Origin of the sequence: Parapedobacter sp. (genome assembly GCF_035556095.1) — a bacterium.
Taxonomy (GTDB): domain Bacteria; phylum Bacteroidota; class Bacteroidia; order Sphingobacteriales; family Sphingobacteriaceae; genus Parapedobacter.
The window spans coordinates 160,141-177,198 of the sequence record NZ_DATMFT010000011.1 but is presented as its reverse complement, the minus strand read 5'-3'; the positions used below and the strand labels follow the sequence as shown (position 1 = coordinate 177,198).

Below are 17,058 nucleotides of genomic sequence, written 5' to 3'. Positions count from 1 at the left end.
CGTGATCGTATAATAATATGAATAAATACATGAAGAAGTATTACAGTTTATTTTTGGCCACGGCGGCCGCATTGGCAGTTGTCGGTTGCGCCGACAAAGGGAATGAGCCTGCCAATCACGCAGCAAAAGTGTCTTTTAGTGAAAAATATCCCCAGGCTACCCAGGTGGAATGGGAGCAGAAGAATAGCCATTACGTAGCTGAGTTCCGGCTATCCCAACATGAAGCGGAGGCATGGTTCGACGTGTCAGGGAAATGGAAATTAACGGAAACTGACATTCCCTACCAAGATCTTCCAGCTGAGGTGAAAGCGTCCTTTGAGTCCGGCGAATACCAGGATTGGAAAGTAGACGATGTCGATTACATCGAGCGGGAAGGGCAAGAACCATTTTTTGTTTTGGAAGTAGAGAAAGGTGATTTGGAATACGACCTCTATTACCTTGCCGATGGCAGTCTGATTAAGGCATTTCCCGATAATGATGACGACAACGACTACCTGCCAAATGAGCTTCCGGCAAAAGTCGAACAATTCCTTACAGACAATCATCCGGGCTATAAAATCATCGATGTGGATGTCGATGACGGCCGTATTGAAGTCGAATTCATCGATGGAAACGCTAAACGTGATGCCGAATTTGCCATGGATGGTGCTTGGATAAGCACCTCAACGGATCTAATGCTTGCCGATGTGCCTGCAAACATAAAAGCTGTTCTAGCTGCTTCGGCCTATGCATCATATCGTGTGGACGATGTGGAATTCGTAGAGACCGAGGTCGGAAACTATTATGATATCGAATTGCAATCCGGGAGCAAGGAGGTAGACATCCGGATACACGAAGATGGTACGTTGGAAGTGATTCCAGATAGGTAATCATTACAATATATCAATACCGTATAAAACGGGGGCGCATGTCAACATATGTGCCCCCGTTTTTTATGTTATCCACAGTCGGACGTGTTTGTGGATATCTTTTCCCTGAGATTGTGCGTGCGGTCATAAAGCCGACTAAAGAAGTGGGATAATTTTGTGTGTCTAACGATACATTGATATGGAAAAATACGTCATCAAACGGAGCGGGGCGTACGAGCCCTTTATGCCTTACAAAATCAGTGATGCCATTGCAAAAGGGTTCGAGAGTGTATCCCAACAGCTGGACGAAGCGGCGTTTGATACTGTGATGGAGTCGTTGGACGCCAAGGATACTTGGGCAGTGGAGGAAATCCAGGACTGTATCGAAAAGGCGCTCTACCAGCGGGGCCACTTCGAAGCGATGCGTTCGTTCATGTTGTACCGGCATACGCGAAAACTTCAGCGCGAACATATCCACGGCTTCAACGAAGACACCACCTATGTGGACAGTACGCAAACCATCGAAGAATACATCAGCCAAACAGACTGGCGTATCAACGCTAACGCGAACGTTTCCTATTCCAGCGCCGGACTGATAAACAATACCGCCGGTAAGGTGATTGCCAACTATTGGCTGGATAAGGTATACAGCAAGGAAGAGGGATACGCGCACCGTAATGGCGATATCCATATCCACGACCTCGACTGCCTAACGGGATACTGTGCAGGGTGGAGCCTACGCGTATTGCTCAACGAGGGGTTCAACGGCGTGCGGGGCCGGGTGGAAAGCCGGCCGCCATCCCACTTCCGGGAAGCGCTCGGGCAGATGGCCAATTTCTTGGGTATCCTACAGAGCGAATGGGCGGGCGCACAGGCGTTTAGCTCGTTCGATACCTATTTGGCTCCCTATGTGTTCAAGGACCGGTTGCCGTATACCGAAGTGTTAAAAGCTATCCGCAGCTTCGTGTACAACGTCAACGTCCCGGCACGGTGGGGGCAGTCGCCCTTTACTAACATCACGCTGGACTGGAATGTACCGGACGACCTGAAAGACCAGATTCCCACAAAAAAGGAAATTCACCTCTTTTCAGGTTTGGAAGATGGGGAGCTGCTTCAGTTGACTCGTGAGCGCGGTGTCCTATCGCTGGAAGACCTGTGCTACAAACATTTCCAGCCCGAAATGGATATGATCAACAAGGCCTATTATACGGTAATGACCGAAGGCGATGCCAACGGGCAGCCGTTTACTTTTCCCATTCCAACCGTCAATATCACGGAGGATTTCGACTGGGAAAGCGAAAATGCCACCCTACTATTTGAGAACACAGCCAAGATCGGATCATCCTACTTCCAGAACTTTGTGGGTAGCCAGTATATGTTAGACGAGGCAGGCAACCGTGTGGAAAACCCAGAAGCGTACAAACCCAATGCGGTGCGGAGCATGTGCTGCAGATTGCAGCTCGACCTCCGGGAGCTGCTCAAACGGGGGAATGGCTTGTTCGGTAGTGCCGAGATGACCGGTAGCATTGGAGTGGTCACCATCAATATGGCGCGTCTGGGCTATTTGTACCGGGGTGATAAGGCCGGGTTATACCAGCGGCTCGATTGCTGGCTTTACGTTGCCAAATCCACCTTGGAGAAAAAGCGGAAATTCATTCAAGAGCTGTATGACCGAGGGCTATATCCCTATACCAAGCGCTACCTACCGCATTTCCGTAACCATTTTTCCACCATCGGTGTCAACGGCATGAATGAGATGATACGGAATTTTACGGAAGACCGCGACGATATCGTTTCCCAAAGCGGGATGGCTTTCGCGATCGATATCCTCGAACATATCCGCATGCGCATGCGCGAGTTTCAGGAAAGCACGGGAAACCTATACAACCTGGAGGCCACACCCGCGGAAGGGACGACGTATCGCTTCGCCAAAGAAGATAAAAAGCGGTTCCCCGATATCCTGCAAGCGGGGCAGGACGACAATATTTACTACACCAATAGCTCGCAGCTGCCAGTGGATTACACAGAAGATCCGTTTGAGGCTTTGTTATTGCAAGATAATCTGCAATGTAAATACACCGGCGGTACGGTATTGCACCTGTACATGAATGAGCGGATTAGCTCGCCCGATGCATGCCGGAATTTTGTGCATACGGTAATCAGTAATTTCAAACTGCCTTATATCACCGTTACACCGGTATTCAGTATCTGCCCGGTGCACGGATACCTCAACGGCGAACACGAATACTGCCCGAAGTGCGATGATTTAATTTTAGCAACTCACCAACATACAATAGAAAATGGATACACAACAGCAACATGATCTGGTTTTGCAGCAAAATCAGGAGAAACGAAGCAGGTGCTTGGTTTACACACGAGTAATGGGATACCACCGTCCGGTGGAGAGTTTCAATATCGGAAAGAAAGGGGAACACCGGCAACGTACGCATTTTACCGAACGCCGTGCCGACACCCATCTATAGCATTACGCCCTTTACGCTATTGGATTTTCCCGGCAAAACAGCCTGCATCATTTGGTTTGCAGGCTGTAATATGCGTTGTACCTACTGCTATAACCCCGAAATTGTGCTGGGTAAGGGCCGTATGTCCATTGCCAAAGCATTGGAGTTTATCCGATCGCGGCGAGGCTTGTTGCAGGGGGTGGTATTGAGCGGGGGTGAATGTACACTTCATCCCACGATTTTCCCGTTGCTGGAAGCGGCGAAAGGGTACGGTTTTAAGGTGAAAATCGATACCAACGGCTCTCGACCAACCGTATTGAAAGCACTGATAACGCAACAGCTGGTTGATTACATCGCCCTCGATTTCAAAGCGCTGGAACATCGTTACCAAGCGATTACCAAATCGGGGCTGTTTCCTCAGTTCGCCGAGAGTTTAGCATTGTTAAACAATTCCAACGTACCGTTTGAGGTACGCACCACGGTGCATAGTGAACTGATAACGCAAAACGACCTCCGGGCGATGGTTAGCTTCCTACAGCAACATGCGTACAAAGGAAACTACTACATCCAGCATTATGTAAACGGTGTGCCCGTGCTCGGCACACTGGGCCGGTCGCTGCGGGACGAAAATCCATCGGTATTATCGGCGGGCGATATACAGGTGGTAGAGCGCTGTTAATTTCCCATAAACCAACAAAAAACCCCGACACCTGTGCAGGTATCGGGGCGGTATATATTTTTGCGACAAACCTTTTATTTACTGAGGTACATCGACTTTTTAGCATACATCTCCCGGAAGAATGGGTCATCAAGATCCTTGATGAAACGGATGGCTTCGCCAGTGGATTTCATTTCGGGACCGAGTTGTTTATCTACATCGGGGAATTTATCGAATGAGAAAATCGGTTCCTTGATGGCATATCCTTTGAGCTTGCGCTCGATGGTAAAGTCTTTGAGCTTGTTGGCTCCCAACATCACCTTGGTGGCAATATTGACGTAAGGCACGTCGTAGGCCTTGGCGATGAATGGCACCGTGCGCGAAGCGCGTGGATTGGCTTCAATTACATACACCTTTTCGTCTTTTATGGCGAACTGGATGTTCAGTAGTCCCCGTACATTCAATGCTTTAGCAAGTTTGATGGTGTATTCTTCCATCTTGTCTTTTACGTTTTCGGACAGGCTGAATGGTGGCAATACCGCACTCGAGTCGCCAGAGTGTATACCTGCCGGTTCGATATGCTCCATCATACCGATGATGTGCACATCTTCGCCATCGCAAATGGAATCGGACTCCGCTTCTTCAGCCCGGTCGAGAAAATGGTCGATGAGCACCCGGTTGCCGGGTAGGTTGCGCAGCAGCTTCACAACAGCTGTTTCCAATTCGTCATCGTTGATGACGATGCTCATCCGCTCGCCACCGAGTACGTAACTCGGGCGGACAAGTACTGGATAGCCTACATTTTTGGCTACTTTGAGTGCCTCTTCCGCACTTTCTGCTACGCCATACTTCGGGTAAGGGATGTCCAGTGATTTGAGCAGGTCGGAGAAGCGCCCGCGATCTTCCGCCAGGTCCATGTCGTGGAAGGATGTGCCGATGATCTTGATGCCATTGGATTCGAGCTGCTCCGCCATCTTGAGGGCGGTTTGGCCGCCTAGCTGTACAATCACCCCTTCGGGTTTTTCCAGTTCGATAATTTCACGTACGTGCTCCCAATAGACCGGCTCGAAATAGAGCTTGTCGGCCATATTGAAATCCGTCGATACCGTTTCAGGGTTGCAATTGACCATGATCGACTCGAACCCGGCTTCTTTGGCAGCAAGCAGGCCATGCACGCAAGAGTAATCGAATTCGATACCCTGACCGATGCGGTTGGGGCCGGAGCCGAGCACAATGATTTTTTTCTTATCGGAGGCCACCGATTCGTTTTCCTCTTCGAAGGTGGAATAATAGTAAGGGGTGTGGGCCGGGAACTCCGCAGCGCAGGTATCCACCATTTTGTATACCCTGCGAATACCTAATTCTTTCCGCCTGTTATAAACATCGTCTTCAGAGACATTGCCTAGCAACCAGGCAATCTGCTCGTCCGAGTAACCCTTTTGTTTGAGCGTGATGAAGAAATCCTTGGGGATATTGTTGAGTTGATAGCGGCGCAATTCCGTCTCCAAGGTAACTAACTCCTGTATTTGGGTAAGGAACCATTTGTCGATGTTGGTCGCTTTCCGGATGGACTCCAACGGAACACCAAGTTCGAACGCATCCTTGATGTGGAAGAGCCGGTCGCTGCTGGGGTGTTCGAGGCTGTACATAATTTCCTCGAGGTTGCGCAGTTGCTTTCCGTCGGCACCGAGGCCGTGGCGGCCGGTTTCAAGGCTTTGGCAGGCTTTCTGCAACGCCTCGATAAACGTGCGGCCGATGGCCATCACTTCACCCACCGATTTCATCTGCAGGCCGAGCTCGCGGTTCGCACCTTTGAACTTGGCGAAGTTCCAACGGGGTACCTTTACGATCACATAATCCAGTGTGGGCTCAAAATAGGCCGACGTTGTTTTGGTGATTTGGTTTTCGATTTCGTCCAGATTATAACCGATGGCAAGTTTCGAGGCGATTTTGGCAATGGGATACCCTGTTGCTTTGGACGCCAACGCCGAAGAGCGTGATACACGTGGGTTGATCTCGATGGCAATGATGTCTTCATTTTCGGGATTAACCGAAAACTGCACGTTGCAGCCGCCGGCAAAGTTGCCGATGGCGCGCATCATTTTGATGGCCTGGTTGCGCATCTCCTGGTAGCAACGGTCGCTCAAGGTCATGCCGGGCGCTACGGTAATCGAATCACCAGTATGCACACCCATGGGGTCGAAATTTTCGATGGTACAGATAATGATGACATTGTCGGCGCCGTCGCGCAACAATTCCAGCTCGAACTCTTTCCAGCCCAATACGGCTTGTTCCACCAACACCTCGTGTGTGGGCGAAGCCTGTAACCCACGGCTGAGTGCGGCCTCGAATTCTTCTTTTTTATGTACGAATCCGCCGCCGGTGCCACCCAGTGTATATGAAGGCCGGATAACCAGTGGAAATCCGATTTGCTGTGCTGCTTCCTTTCCTTCAAGAAAGGAGTTGGCAATTTTGGATGTCGCCACACCTACGCCGATTTCAACCATCAACTTGCGGAATTCCTCCCGGTTCTCCGTTTTTTCGATAGCGGCAACGTCCACACCGATGACCTGTACGTTGTATTTTTCCCAAAGGCCCCGCTCGGAAGCTTCAATGCAGAGGTTGAGTGCTGTTTGTCCACCCATGGTGGGGAGTACGGCGTCGATCTGCTGTTCCTTTAGGATCTCTTCGATGCTCTCGCAAGTGAGCGGTAGCAAATATACGTGATCGGCAATGACCTTATCGGTCATGATGGTCGCCGGATTGGAGTTGATGATGGATACTTCAATCCCTTCCTCCTTGAGTGAAAGGGCTGCTTGTGATCCCGAATAGTCAAATTCACAGGCCTGTCCGATAACGATGGGGCCTGAACCGATAATTAAAACCGAGTTGATGGAAGTGTTTCTGGGCATTATATGGTGAAAAATGTTAATAATTTTCAACGCTACGCTTGCGAAACAGCAGGAATGCCTGGGGTGATAAATGAGGTTATTCCGACTGTTTTGTCGGAGTGCAAAGGTATGTTTTTTAATGGAATAAACGATGGATATTTTTAATAACCTCCGCTAATTGGGACAAACAGCCATACCCAACTACCTGTTTTTAGGTATTTTTTCTTCCTCATACATAAATTATTTTTTGCTAACGAGGGAATGTCTTACTTTTGGGCGTTTATTTTATTTATAACATAAAATTAAAACCATGAAAATTAAATTGACGTTATTGGCCCTGTTTGCCGCATTTGCTTTCACGGCATCTGCACAGAGTGATTACAAAAATTCCATCGGTATCCGTCTCGGCGGAGGGTACTACGATCTGATTGGTGCTGCTTTCAAAACCTTCATTTCTGAACCTGCTGCTTTGGAGTTTGATTTGGGTTTTAAACCGAGCATCGGTTATGGAGTTTACAGCGACGGGATTACAAACCTGTCACTATCCGGTGCCTATCAACATCATTTCCCTATTGGTTCGATTGAGGGGTTTAAATGGTTTGTAGGTGGTGGTGCCATCATTGCTAACACATTTTCTGACTACGAAGATTGGGGTGGTGTTTCGATTGGTATTTTCCCTACAGGAGGGGTGGATTATAAATTAAAGAATGCTCCCTTTGCATTTTCTGCTGATTTAAGGCCTACTGCACACTTTGTAAAATCGTATGGGGGAATCAATGGATTCTTATTTAACAGTGGTCTGACCGCCCGTTACGTATTCTAAAAAACGAGCTGTTTTTTGTGAAAGGTTGCCATTGGTTTAAAAAACCAGTGGCAATTTTTTTATTTATGCCCGGAACGGCGGCGTAATACAAACAATACACAGCCCGTCATCAGGGCGATGGCCAGCCACCGGAACGAAAAGCCAGTTGCGGGCTGGCGGTCGGTTTCCGATGCACGTTTTTGGGCATGGGTGTGCGTAACGGATGTATTATGGCTTGCGGACGATCGCCCCTCCGTTTGGTTCGTTGCATGGCTTTGCCGCCATTCGGTCTGCTCGCTTCGCGTACCGTAGGATACGATGGCCGTCGCTTCGCCTTCAAACCCACGGTCGGGGTGGTAAGCTACCGGCCCTTTCGGGAGAATGACCACCGCGGTTGAGCCAGCGGACCACCGCAGCTGATGTTGGCGGATGGACTGTTTAGTTGCCTTTTCGATGTGTGCCACTGCCGTTGCGTAGCGCACGTGGGTGCTGTCGCGTTGGGATGCCTGCCGCATAAGTTGGGTTTGGCAGGCGCATAACGCCCAGAGTAGAGATAACAATAAGATAAACTTCATTTTCTTTTCGATTAATCAACCCCGCCGGCGGCACAAAGGCTGCCGGCGGGGTTGGGGTTCATGGTTTCAACTATCCGAGGCTATCGGGCAATCTGCGACACGGGATCGCTCCAGTCGCTTACCCCCTGCGGATTGCGTGCGCGTACACGTACGTAATACCTTACCGCTGGGGTAAGAGATCCGATGATGTTATCGCGCTTGTACCGACCACTGCGAAACGAGGCGATTTCGCCCCAGGCGATTTCGCCGCCTGCCATCGTGCCCATCTGGTACTCAAACTCCGTAGCGTTGGGTACGGGGTCGAAGAGCAGGGCCAGCTGGCCGCTCAGGTCGCCATCTACAAGGCGTGCGTGGGTCGGGGTGCTTGGCACGGTGAGGCCTTTGGGCAAATCCCTCAGCCGGAACCCCGAACTGAGCAGTTGGTGCACCACCCCGTCGCACGTGGTATTTACGTAAAAGGCCAACCTGCGCAGCACATCCACCAACACTTCCTTGCTGGCATTCTTCGCTTCAGCGTCGTACGGGCTACCCTTGCGGTTCGTGAACTGCATCTTCTCGTCGTAGTCCGCAATGGCCGCTTCCAGTTCCGTCAGCGGTGGGTTCGGTTCGGCGAAGAATGTAGCATTCTCGCCGATTGCCTGGAGTACCGTACTGGCCAGGTAGCCCAGGTCTGTATCGCGGTAGTCGCTGTAATTGATTTTTACTTGTCGTTTCATGATTGAAGAAATTTAAAAGTTATTAAATGAAGGGATTAACGAGTGCCCGGGTCCGATAGCCAATCGGCTACGGCATGGAGGCTCCCGATGGGACGCCGTTTCCGACGCACCCGGTTGTCGGCATTGCCCTCTACGATAACCAGCCAGTCGCCGTCGATCCGGTCTACGAACCCCACATGGGCAATGCGTTTCAACGAGGGGTAGTAGATGCCGAACACGTCGCCCTGTCTGATCGCCCCGGTGTGGTCACCCTTCGTCCAGACCGTACGGCTGGCCGGGAAGAGCGCCGGGCTCCAGGGATTGCGGGGCTGGGGGTATCCCGCTTTGCCAAAACACCAGCTTACGTAGGCCGCGCACCATGCGTGGCCGGGCCCGAGGCCGCAGTAGTGGAGGTACTCCTCGACCCGGGTGCCGTCGTTGCGGCCCGTGGCTTCCCGCACGCCCAGTTCGGCCATGTAGGTGTCTCGCAGCCGTTGGCGTGCATCGGCTGGGGGCGTGGCTACAGCAGGGCGATCAGCACCAGCACAAAGCCCCAGAACAACGAGCAGAACAAGCCCAGCAGCATAAGCAGGTGTTGCCATGGTTTCATCAGATTTGAGGGTTTAACCATAGAAAGTGTTGCGTGGCGTACCAGCGCTACCGTAAGTACACGGGCCAGCAAGCCGGCAGCCAGTACCGCTGCGGCGGCAAAAGCCAACGCACTCAGCAAGCCCGGGTCGAACGGTGCCGCGGTCGCATCCACTTGGCGGAGCAAGGGTCCGCTGAAGGCAAATGCCAGCAGTGCAACCAGCAACGCTGATACATTTCGTGCGATGCGCCCACCGCTCCAATAGATGGTGCCCGGTGGGGCAGGTAATGGAATTGATTTTAACATGATTGTTGTTTTTAAAGTGATTAACTCGTTCCTACTCTGGTTCTCAGGTTTTCGGATTTCCCCTGGTCGTTGCAACAGACAGGGGCAAACATAGGGCGGGGGGCGGGCCGCGTCAATTTTTTAGACGAAGATGAACCTACTTGAACTGAAATGAACTTACTTGCACTTCGGAAGCGATCGCTTCCGACCCGTCAGCCGTTACTTCCGGCTCGCAAGCAATCGCTTGCGGGGCGCCAGCCGTTGCTGAAGCGTCGCCAGCCGTTACCCCCGGTGCAGCAGCAACGGCTTGTGGCTCGTCAGCCGTTACTCCCGGTTCGTCAGTCGTCATTCTCGGGCCGGAAGGCGTTACTCCCGGTGCGGAAGCCATCACTAGCGGTGCGCAAGGCGTTACTTCCGCTGCGGCGGCAACGGTTTAAGCTGCGTCAGCCGTTGCTTATGGGTCGTCAGCCATCGCTTGCAGCACGGCCACGACCGCTTACGGAGCGTAAGTGTTTACTTCTCGTGCGCAGGTAATCCCTTCCAAGCGAGAAACCATTGCTCCCCGCCCGCAAGCAACGGCCGGCAATGTACAAGCCGTTGCTTGCGGGACGGAAGCGATCACTTAGTTGCCTTACTTTTTCGTTCGGTGTTTAGTTTTTTGAACCCGAGGTGCTTCCTTTTGCGTTCCGTCATCAGCTCAATCACGTCCGATTTCAGGTAGTAGGGCCGGCGACCGATATTCAGGATAGCCTCCAGTAGCTTGCCATCCACTTCGTTGTAGAAGGTGCCCTTGGAGATTTGAAAATAGTCGGTTAACCACGTGATGTCGACATGTTCGGGCACTTCGTCAGTCGGTTGCGGCACCGAGTCTGCTTGGCTAGGGTCCGGTATACGCTCAGCGAGCAGGTCGTGGATTTTTCTGGTCTCTTCCAATAGGAGCGTCAATGTAGCATTTGTTTCCATAATAGATGTATAGATGATTCGGAAACAAATATCATCCGTTGTGGGGCTTGTGGTTAGTTCGTTACGGACATTTCCTGTGGTTTATTCCGGACGGCGGGGTTCGATGGCGGGAAGGCTATCCCCGGCGAAGCTACGTGCTTCCGACGGTAAGTGGCCCCAAGCTTTGTGATACGTTTTCGTGAAAGCCGATGTTTCCGCATACCCCAGCATCAGCGCCGTTTGTTGCACCGATACGTCTTCACTGCCCGACAGGATCCGGTGAGCCGTTGCCATCCGTAGGTGCTGTAGCATGCGGCCCGGCGTGATGGCCCCTTTTGAAACGCTTCGGAATGCACGGTTCAAGGTTTTGGGCGATACATGGATCGCTGCTGCTACGGCTTCGGCACTCAATAGTTTCTGGAGGAGCATAGCGTGTTCACAGTGGCGGAGAAAGGCATAGACGATTTCTTCGTAGTTGCGGCGGGGTGCATTGTTGTTTCGGGTTTTTGCCAATAAGGTGTCGTAGTAAGCTATGATTCCGTTCAGTTTATGGAAATGATCCAATTCAGTGGTCGATGTAGCTTCAGCGGATTGGTAGGTGAGGGATAGGAGGTACTTGGCCAGGGTTTCTGGCAATTCATAACGCGGAAAGATCAGTGCCTGCTGATGGGGTTCCATGCTTGCCGATATTTCGTTGATGATAGGAAGCGCCTGTTTTATGCGCTGTATCCATCCGGTACCGGATGCGAAGCACACCACCCGGTGTTTACCGGGCGCGAAGGAAACGTAATAATCGCCTTCGCAAAGATAAAGCGCTTGGCAATGGTTGTCTGAGGCGGTAACGGGCACATCGTCTGTACCCGTACGTTCCATCACGAGGTAACCGGCCGCCAATACGAAAAGGTATAGGCCAGTTTCGGGTATTTCGATGGAAGCGCGGGTTGCTGCTGGTGTATCTATCGTAATGACCGTTTGTGTATAGTGTATAATCACAGTCGTTTTGGCCGTAGCGGAGATTTCATCAGAAGCGGTCCGCACGGTGGCTTGTGCAGCAGGATCGGACAATGCCGGGAAACGGATCGATAGGGTTGGTTCCATGGTGGATGTTTTTCAATACGGTAAATCGGTATGGTGAAGATAGGGAATTTTGGTGGGAAACCAAAAACAAATTACCGATATTTGCCGGGGTTCGCCCATCACGCCGTGGTTCAACAATTGGGCATTCAATCGGGAGCGTGGTGCCGAGATCAAACTCCATTGGGATCTGATACCCATAGAAACTGATATCCTCATTACCCACGGTCCACCTTTTGGCATTGTGGATGAGACCGTTTATAGCAAACGGACTGGATGTGAGGAATTATTGCTGAACGTCTATCAAGTGAAGCCCAGACTCCATGTTTTTGGACATATCCATAAGGATTATGGTCAATACACCAACGGTGATACCACGTTCGTGAACGCCAGTGTGCTGGACGACCATTACCAGTTGGTGTATCATCCGGTGGTGATAAATCTTGATGAGAATAGACAATCTCGACATCAGACATCAGCCAAAGAAGAAAGCCAGCTTTCGTAAAAACGGGCTTCCTAACAATAGCAATCGGCCGTTTTTTTACATTATACGCTCCTCGATATCTTCGTGGGACGGTGCGATGGCTTTCAGCAAGCTCATCGTGCCATAAAACGGCTCCGTGATTTTGCGTTCGCCGTTCTCATTAAGAATCAGCGCACATTGGAGCAGTTCAATCAATTCCGGATAGAGGCGGCTTAATGTGTCGGCTTCCAAACCGCTAACGTCTTTGGGATCAAACTCAATGATGAGTTTGTTTGGTTCAATGGTGACCATAATCTTTGAATTTAGGAAACAAAAAATCCCTTGTTTTAGGTGTCCTACGCTTCAAAGAGGCGCCGGGGGCTTTCGCCTGATCCGCACCATAACAAGGGGTGATTTAATTTTTTACTCATTTCTTTGAATTCAGGAATTACAAATATAGCTAAAATAGCTGGCTCTTGGAATAAGTTTATCTCAAAAAATGAGATGGTAATTGAGTTTTGTATACTGCTTCTAAAGGGGTCGAATTCGACCCCTTTAGAAAAACAAACAGGTTTATGGTGATGATTGTGCTTACTTCCTACACGCTAACACTGTTCCCTGAAATCATCCAAGGATGATTTACGTATCCATGCCGGAGAAGTAAGTAGGCAATTGCATGACAATTATCAGGTGGCACACACATCATTGTTGATAAATCTCACAATAAGCCGTCTCCGGTTTCCCGTATTTTGTAATACGCTTCGTTGATTATTTTTGGATGACGTGGTGTCGGTTTTTATGCTGCGTTATAAGTCGATCTAATTGTATCTCACAAAATGAGATGATAGTCGGATTTTTGTGTATCTTGTGAAGCAATTTCAATAGCTGAACAATGAACCGAATCAAAGAGGTCTTGCAGGAGAAGGGAGTCACGCAAACGTGGTTGTCCGAGCAATTGGGTAAAAGTTATAACATGGTGAATGCGTACGTGCAGAATAGGCAACAGCCAAGGCTGGAGGTGCTTTTTGAAATTGCCGAGATATTAGACGTCAAACCAACAGAACTACTAAAAGATAAAAAATGACGAGCACTGCACAAAGAATTGCACTACAAAATCAAATATGGAAAATAGCCAACGATGTGCGTGGCTCGGTGGATGGATGGGATTTCAAACAGTTTGTGTTAGGAACACTCTTCTACCGTTTTATCAGTGAGAATTTCACTAATTATATCGAGGGCGGTGATGAGAGCGTAAACTACTCGGGCTTGTCGGATGATGTCATTACCCCGGAAATAAAAGAGGATGCCATTAAAACGAAAGGCTATTTTATTTACCCCAGTCAGTTATTTGTCAATGTCACTAAAAATGCACGCGCCAACACCAATCTCAATACAGATTTAGCGAGGATTTTTGCCGCTATTGAAAGCTCCGCTAATGGCTATCCATCTGAAGAAGATATAAAAGGGCTATTTGCCGACTTTGATACCACCAGTACACGGTTAGGTAATACCGTTGAAAATAAAAACAGTCGACTAGCTGCCGTATTGGAAGGTGTAAAAGCGTTGAATTTCGGGAATTTTGAAAACAATCAAATCGACCTTTTTGGGGATGCTTATGAATTTCTCATCTCCAATTACGCCGCCAATGCCGGAAAATCAGGAGGTGAGTTTTTTACACCACAACATGTATCCAAGTTGATTGCGCAATTGGCGATGCATAAGCAGATTTCCGTCAATAAAATATATGACCCCGCAGCAGGTTCGGGCTCTTTGCTTTTACAAGCCAAAAAACACTTCGACAACCATATCATCGAAGAAGGTTTCTACGGTCAGGAAATAAATCACACCACGTATAACCTTGCCCGTATGAACATGTTTTTACACAACATCAACTACGACAAGTTTAATATTGCGCTTGGCAATACGCTTATAGATCCTCATTTTGGCGATGAAAAACCTTTTGATGCCATTGTGTCAAACCCACCTTACTCGGTAAATTGGATCGGTTCCGATGACCCTACGTTAATTAATGATGACCGTTTTGCCCCGGCCGGTGTGCTTGCTCCGAAGTCAAAAGCCGATTTTGCCTTTGTGCTACATGCGCTAAGTTACCTTTCCGGCAAAGGAAGGGCAGCCATCGTCTGTTTTCCGGGTATTTTTTATCGAGGAGGGGCGGAGCAAAAAATCAGAAAGTACTTGGTGGACAACAACTTTGTGGAAACCGTTATTTCTTTAGCTCCCAACCTGTTCTACGGTACGTCTATTGCCGTAAATATTCTCGTTCTTTCAAAACATAAAACCTCAACTAAAACACAGTTTATCGATGCAAACGGCGAAGGTTTCTTTAAAAAAGTAACCAATAATAATGTGCTTCTTGATGAGCATATCGAAAAGATCATGGCCCTATTCGATAGCAAAGAAGAAGTAGCACACGTAGCCACCACTATCGACAATAGCAAAATAGCCGAAAACGACTACAACCTTTCTGTAAGTTCGTATGTAGAAGCAAAGGATAATCGTGAAGTGATTGATATAAATGTGCTGAACGCCGAGATTGCAAAAACCGTAGAAAAGATAAATACATTGCGAGCAGATATTGATGCAATAATAAAGGAGATTGAAGTATGAGTGAAATAATTTTATACACGACGGATGACGGTCTAACGAAACTTGATTTGCGTTTAGAAGATGGTACTGTGTGGCTTTCCCAACTCGAAATAGCAGAATTGTTTCAAACAAGTAAACAAAATATTAGCAAACACATACAAGCAATTTTTGACGACCAGGAGTTGGATATAAATTCAACTGTCAACCAAAAGTTGACAGTTCAAAACGAAGGCAATCGTAATGTTGAAAGGCTAATTACAAGCTACAATCTTGATGTTATTTTAGCTGTAGGTTATCGGGTGCGTTCCGTTCGTGGGGTTCAATTCAGACGCTACGCCTCAACAATTTTAAAGGAATACCTTGCAAAAGGTTTTGCTATGGACGATGAACGGCTGAAAGGAAACGGTGGTGGACAGTATTGGAAAGAATTATTAGACCGTATTCGGGATATACGCAGCAGTGAAAAAGTTATTTATCGTCAGGTATTGGACTTATATGCCACAAGTATTGATTACGACCCCAAAAGCTCTGTTACCATCCAATTTTTTAAAATCGTGCAGAATAAATTGCACTATGCTACCAATGAGCAAACAGCCCCCGAAGTTATCTATAACCGAGCAGATAGCACAAAAGATTTTATGGGACTTACTACTTTCAAAGGAGCGATGCCCACACTAAACGAAGCAAAAATTGCCAAAAATTATCTTACACAAGATGAATTGTTCCGATTAAACCGTTTGGTTACGGCATTCTTTGACTTGGCAGAGATAAAAGCACAAGAACAATCGCCAATGAATATGCAAAACTGGATTGATGAACTTGATAAATTTTCTGAAATGTACGGAAAAGGTGTTTTGCAAACGGCAGGAACAATTAGCAGAGAGCAAGCCGACCAAAAAGCAACACAAGAATATCGGGCATACGAAGAAAGAGTGCTATCTCCTATTGAAAAAGAATATTTAGAACACCTTAAAAAGGTGGAAAAAAAAGGAAACAAAAAATGAACAACATAAATAAACTATTACAAGGCGCTGAGGTGGAGTGGAAAACGTTGGGGGAGGTTGTTACTCTTCGACGAGGTAGACGACTTGTAAAAAGTCAACTCGAAGAAACAGGACAATATGCTGTTTATCAAAATGCGATGACACCACTTGGCTATTATCACGAAAGCAATGTGAGTGCAAATACAGCATTTATAATTTGTGCAGGTGCAGCAGGTGAAATCGGATTTAGTGACGTTGATTATTGGGCTGCTGATGACGTTCATTCTTTTATTACTCCTGATGACATTGATGATAAATATTTATATCACTATCTGCTAACGCAACAACAGAAAATTTCATCACAAGTTAGGCGAGCGAGTATTCCTCGATTGTCAAAGGGCGTTTTAGAAAAACTCCAAATCCCCATTCCATCCCTCGAAGTTCAACAAAAAATTGCGGGCATTCTCGATAAGTTCACCGAGCTTACCGCAGAGCTTACCGCAGAGCTTACCGCAAGGCAGAAGCAGTACGAGTATTATCGAGATAAACTGTTGAATTTCAGCAATGTAAATGGGGGGGGGGTATAAATGGCTAACAATCAACGAGATAGGAATGTTAGTTAGAGGAAATGGGTTACAGAAAAAGGATTTTACCGAAAGCGGGGTTGGTTGTATTCATTACGGACAGATATACACCTATTACGGTACGTTTACGAATACGACAAAATCATTTGTATCGGAGGAATCTGCAACGAAATTCCGAAAAGCACAAAAAGGCGATTTAATCATTGCAACCACAAGTGAGAATATAGATGATGTATGTAAAACAGTAGTGTGGCTCGGGGACGAAGAGATTTGTGTAAGTGGTGAAACATATATTTTTAAACACAATCAAAATCCGAAGTATTTGGCTTATTACCTGCAAACACCAATGTTTTACGATTATAAAAAGAAAAATGTAACAGGTACAAAGGTCATTCGTGTTCACGGCAGTAAACTGGAGAATTTCAAAATTCCTATCCCCTCTCTCGAAGAACAAAGCCGTATTGTAGATATATTAGACAAATTTGATGTTTTGGTAAATGATATTTCTGTGGGGTTGCCTACCGAAATAAAAATGAGGCAACAGCAGTATCAATATTATAGGGATATGTTACTAAACTTTTCCGAGAAATAATTTGAACG

General features: G+C 48.0%; 20 protein-coding genes. 11 read left to right on the top strand and 9 right to left on the bottom strand.

What is annotated here, in order from left to right:
* The first annotated feature begins 29 nt into the window (after positions 1 to 29).
* From VNQ80_RS05570 to VNQ80_RS05555, 4 genes are all read left to right on the top strand, one after another.
* Positions 30 to 869 (top strand): PepSY-like domain-containing protein, encoded by an 840-nt coding sequence (locus VNQ80_RS05570; RefSeq protein WP_325636467.1) that lies wholly within the window; start codon positions 30 to 32, stop codon positions 867 to 869.
* A 178-nt stretch (positions 870 to 1,047) separates the two neighbouring features.
* Positions 1,048 to 3,171: a ribonucleoside triphosphate reductase gene (locus tag VNQ80_RS05565; protein WP_325636466.1), complete on the top strand. Its 2,124-nt coding sequence runs from the start codon at positions 1,048 to 1,050 to the stop codon at positions 3,169 to 3,171.
* On the top strand, positions 3,149 to 3,331 hold the full coding sequence (gene nrdD / locus VNQ80_RS05560; RefSeq protein ID WP_325636465.1) for an anaerobic ribonucleoside-triphosphate reductase: 183 nt from the start codon (positions 3,149 to 3,151) through the stop codon (positions 3,329 to 3,331). The genes VNQ80_RS05565 and nrdD overlap by 23 nt, the downstream gene beginning before the upstream one ends.
* A complete protein-coding gene (locus VNQ80_RS05555) occupies positions 3,312 to 3,989 on the top strand; it encodes an anaerobic ribonucleoside-triphosphate reductase activating protein (protein WP_325636464.1) in 678 nt (225 codons plus the stop codon). Before nrdD ends, VNQ80_RS05555 begins: the two co-directional genes overlap by 20 nt.
* A gap of 74 nt (positions 3,990 to 4,063) precedes the next feature.
* Here VNQ80_RS05555 and carB read toward each other — a convergent pair whose 3' ends face one another.
* Positions 4,064 to 6,880, bottom strand: a complete 2,817-nt coding sequence (gene carB, locus VNQ80_RS05550; protein WP_325636463.1) for a carbamoyl-phosphate synthase large subunit — start codon at positions 6,878 to 6,880, stop codon at positions 4,064 to 4,066.
* A 289-nt stretch (positions 6,881 to 7,169) separates the two neighbouring features.
* Here carB and VNQ80_RS05545 point away from each other — a divergent pair, with 289 nt between their 5' ends.
* Positions 7,170 to 7,682 (top strand): hypothetical protein, encoded by a 513-nt coding sequence (locus VNQ80_RS05545; RefSeq protein WP_325636462.1) that lies wholly within the window; start codon positions 7,170 to 7,172, stop codon positions 7,680 to 7,682.
* A gap of 59 nt (positions 7,683 to 7,741) precedes the next feature.
* Here VNQ80_RS05545 and VNQ80_RS05540 read toward each other — a convergent pair whose 3' ends face one another.
* The 7 genes from VNQ80_RS05540 to VNQ80_RS05510 form a co-directional block, all read right to left on the bottom strand.
* Positions 7,742 to 8,236, bottom strand: a complete 495-nt coding sequence (locus VNQ80_RS05540; protein ID WP_325636461.1) for a hypothetical protein — start codon at positions 8,234 to 8,236, stop codon at positions 7,742 to 7,744.
* Positions 8,237 to 8,316: 80 nt separating this feature from the next.
* The gene (locus tag VNQ80_RS05535; protein ID WP_325636460.1) at positions 8,317 to 8,952 is read right to left on the bottom strand and encodes a fibronectin type III domain-containing protein; all 636 of its coding nucleotides are present in this window, start codon (positions 8,950 to 8,952) and stop codon (positions 8,317 to 8,319) included.
* 35 nt (positions 8,953 to 8,987) lie between these two features.
* Positions 8,988 to 9,407, bottom strand: a complete 420-nt coding sequence (locus VNQ80_RS05530; protein ID WP_325636459.1) for a CHAP domain-containing protein — start codon at positions 9,405 to 9,407, stop codon at positions 8,988 to 8,990.
* A gap of 44 nt (positions 9,408 to 9,451) precedes the next feature.
* The gene (locus VNQ80_RS05525) at positions 9,452 to 9,826 is read right to left on the bottom strand and encodes a hypothetical protein (protein WP_325636458.1); all 375 of its coding nucleotides are present in this window, start codon (positions 9,824 to 9,826) and stop codon (positions 9,452 to 9,454) included.
* Between the two features lie 136 nt (positions 9,827 to 9,962).
* Positions 9,963 to 10,196 (bottom strand): hypothetical protein, encoded by a 234-nt coding sequence (locus VNQ80_RS05520; protein WP_325636457.1) that lies wholly within the window; start codon positions 10,194 to 10,196, stop codon positions 9,963 to 9,965.
* Between the two features lie 227 nt (positions 10,197 to 10,423).
* A complete protein-coding gene (locus VNQ80_RS05515) occupies positions 10,424 to 10,768 on the bottom strand; it encodes a hypothetical protein (RefSeq protein WP_325636456.1) in 345 nt (114 codons plus the stop codon).
* A gap of 81 nt (positions 10,769 to 10,849) precedes the next feature.
* Positions 10,850 to 11,845, bottom strand: coding sequence for a helix-turn-helix transcriptional regulator (locus VNQ80_RS05510; protein ID WP_325636455.1), 996 nt, complete (start codon positions 11,843 to 11,845; stop codon positions 10,850 to 10,852).
* Between the two features lie 52 nt (positions 11,846 to 11,897).
* Here VNQ80_RS05510 and VNQ80_RS05505 point away from each other — a divergent pair, with 52 nt between their 5' ends.
* Entirely contained in the window at positions 11,898 to 12,326 is a 429-nt protein-coding gene (locus VNQ80_RS05505; RefSeq protein ID WP_325636454.1) for a hypothetical protein, read from the top strand.
* Positions 12,327 to 12,362: 36 nt separating this feature from the next.
* On the opposite strand, the gene VNQ80_RS05500 is transcribed toward VNQ80_RS05505, so the two are convergent.
* Complete coding sequence (locus tag VNQ80_RS05500) at positions 12,363 to 12,596, bottom strand: hypothetical protein (RefSeq protein WP_325636453.1); 234 nt, start codon at positions 12,594 to 12,596, stop codon at positions 12,363 to 12,365.
* 580 nt (positions 12,597 to 13,176) lie between these two features.
* Between VNQ80_RS05500 and VNQ80_RS05495 the strand changes: the two genes are divergently transcribed.
* From VNQ80_RS05495 to VNQ80_RS05475, 5 genes are read left to right on the top strand one after another with little or no spacing between them, the layout of a single operon-like run.
* The gene (locus VNQ80_RS05495) at positions 13,177 to 13,368 is read left to right on the top strand and encodes a helix-turn-helix transcriptional regulator (RefSeq protein WP_325636452.1); all 192 of its coding nucleotides are present in this window, start codon (positions 13,177 to 13,179) and stop codon (positions 13,366 to 13,368) included.
* Entirely contained in the window at positions 13,365 to 14,912 is a 1,548-nt protein-coding gene (locus VNQ80_RS05490; protein ID WP_325636451.1) for a type I restriction-modification system subunit M, read from the top strand. Before VNQ80_RS05495 ends, VNQ80_RS05490 begins: the two co-directional genes overlap by 4 nt.
* The gene (locus VNQ80_RS05485; protein ID WP_325636450.1) at positions 14,909 to 15,895 is read left to right on the top strand and encodes a virulence RhuM family protein; all 987 of its coding nucleotides are present in this window, start codon (positions 14,909 to 14,911) and stop codon (positions 15,893 to 15,895) included. Before VNQ80_RS05490 ends, VNQ80_RS05485 begins: the two co-directional genes overlap by 4 nt.
* Entirely contained in the window at positions 15,892 to 16,461 is a 570-nt protein-coding gene (locus VNQ80_RS05480) for a restriction endonuclease subunit S (protein ID WP_325636449.1), read from the top strand. The genes VNQ80_RS05485 and VNQ80_RS05480 overlap by 4 nt, the downstream gene beginning before the upstream one ends.
* Positions 16,445 to 17,050 (top strand): restriction endonuclease subunit S, encoded by a 606-nt coding sequence (locus VNQ80_RS05475; protein ID WP_325636448.1) that lies wholly within the window; start codon positions 16,445 to 16,447, stop codon positions 17,048 to 17,050. Before VNQ80_RS05480 ends, VNQ80_RS05475 begins: the two co-directional genes overlap by 17 nt.
* Positions 17,051 to 17,058 lie beyond the last annotated feature (8 nt).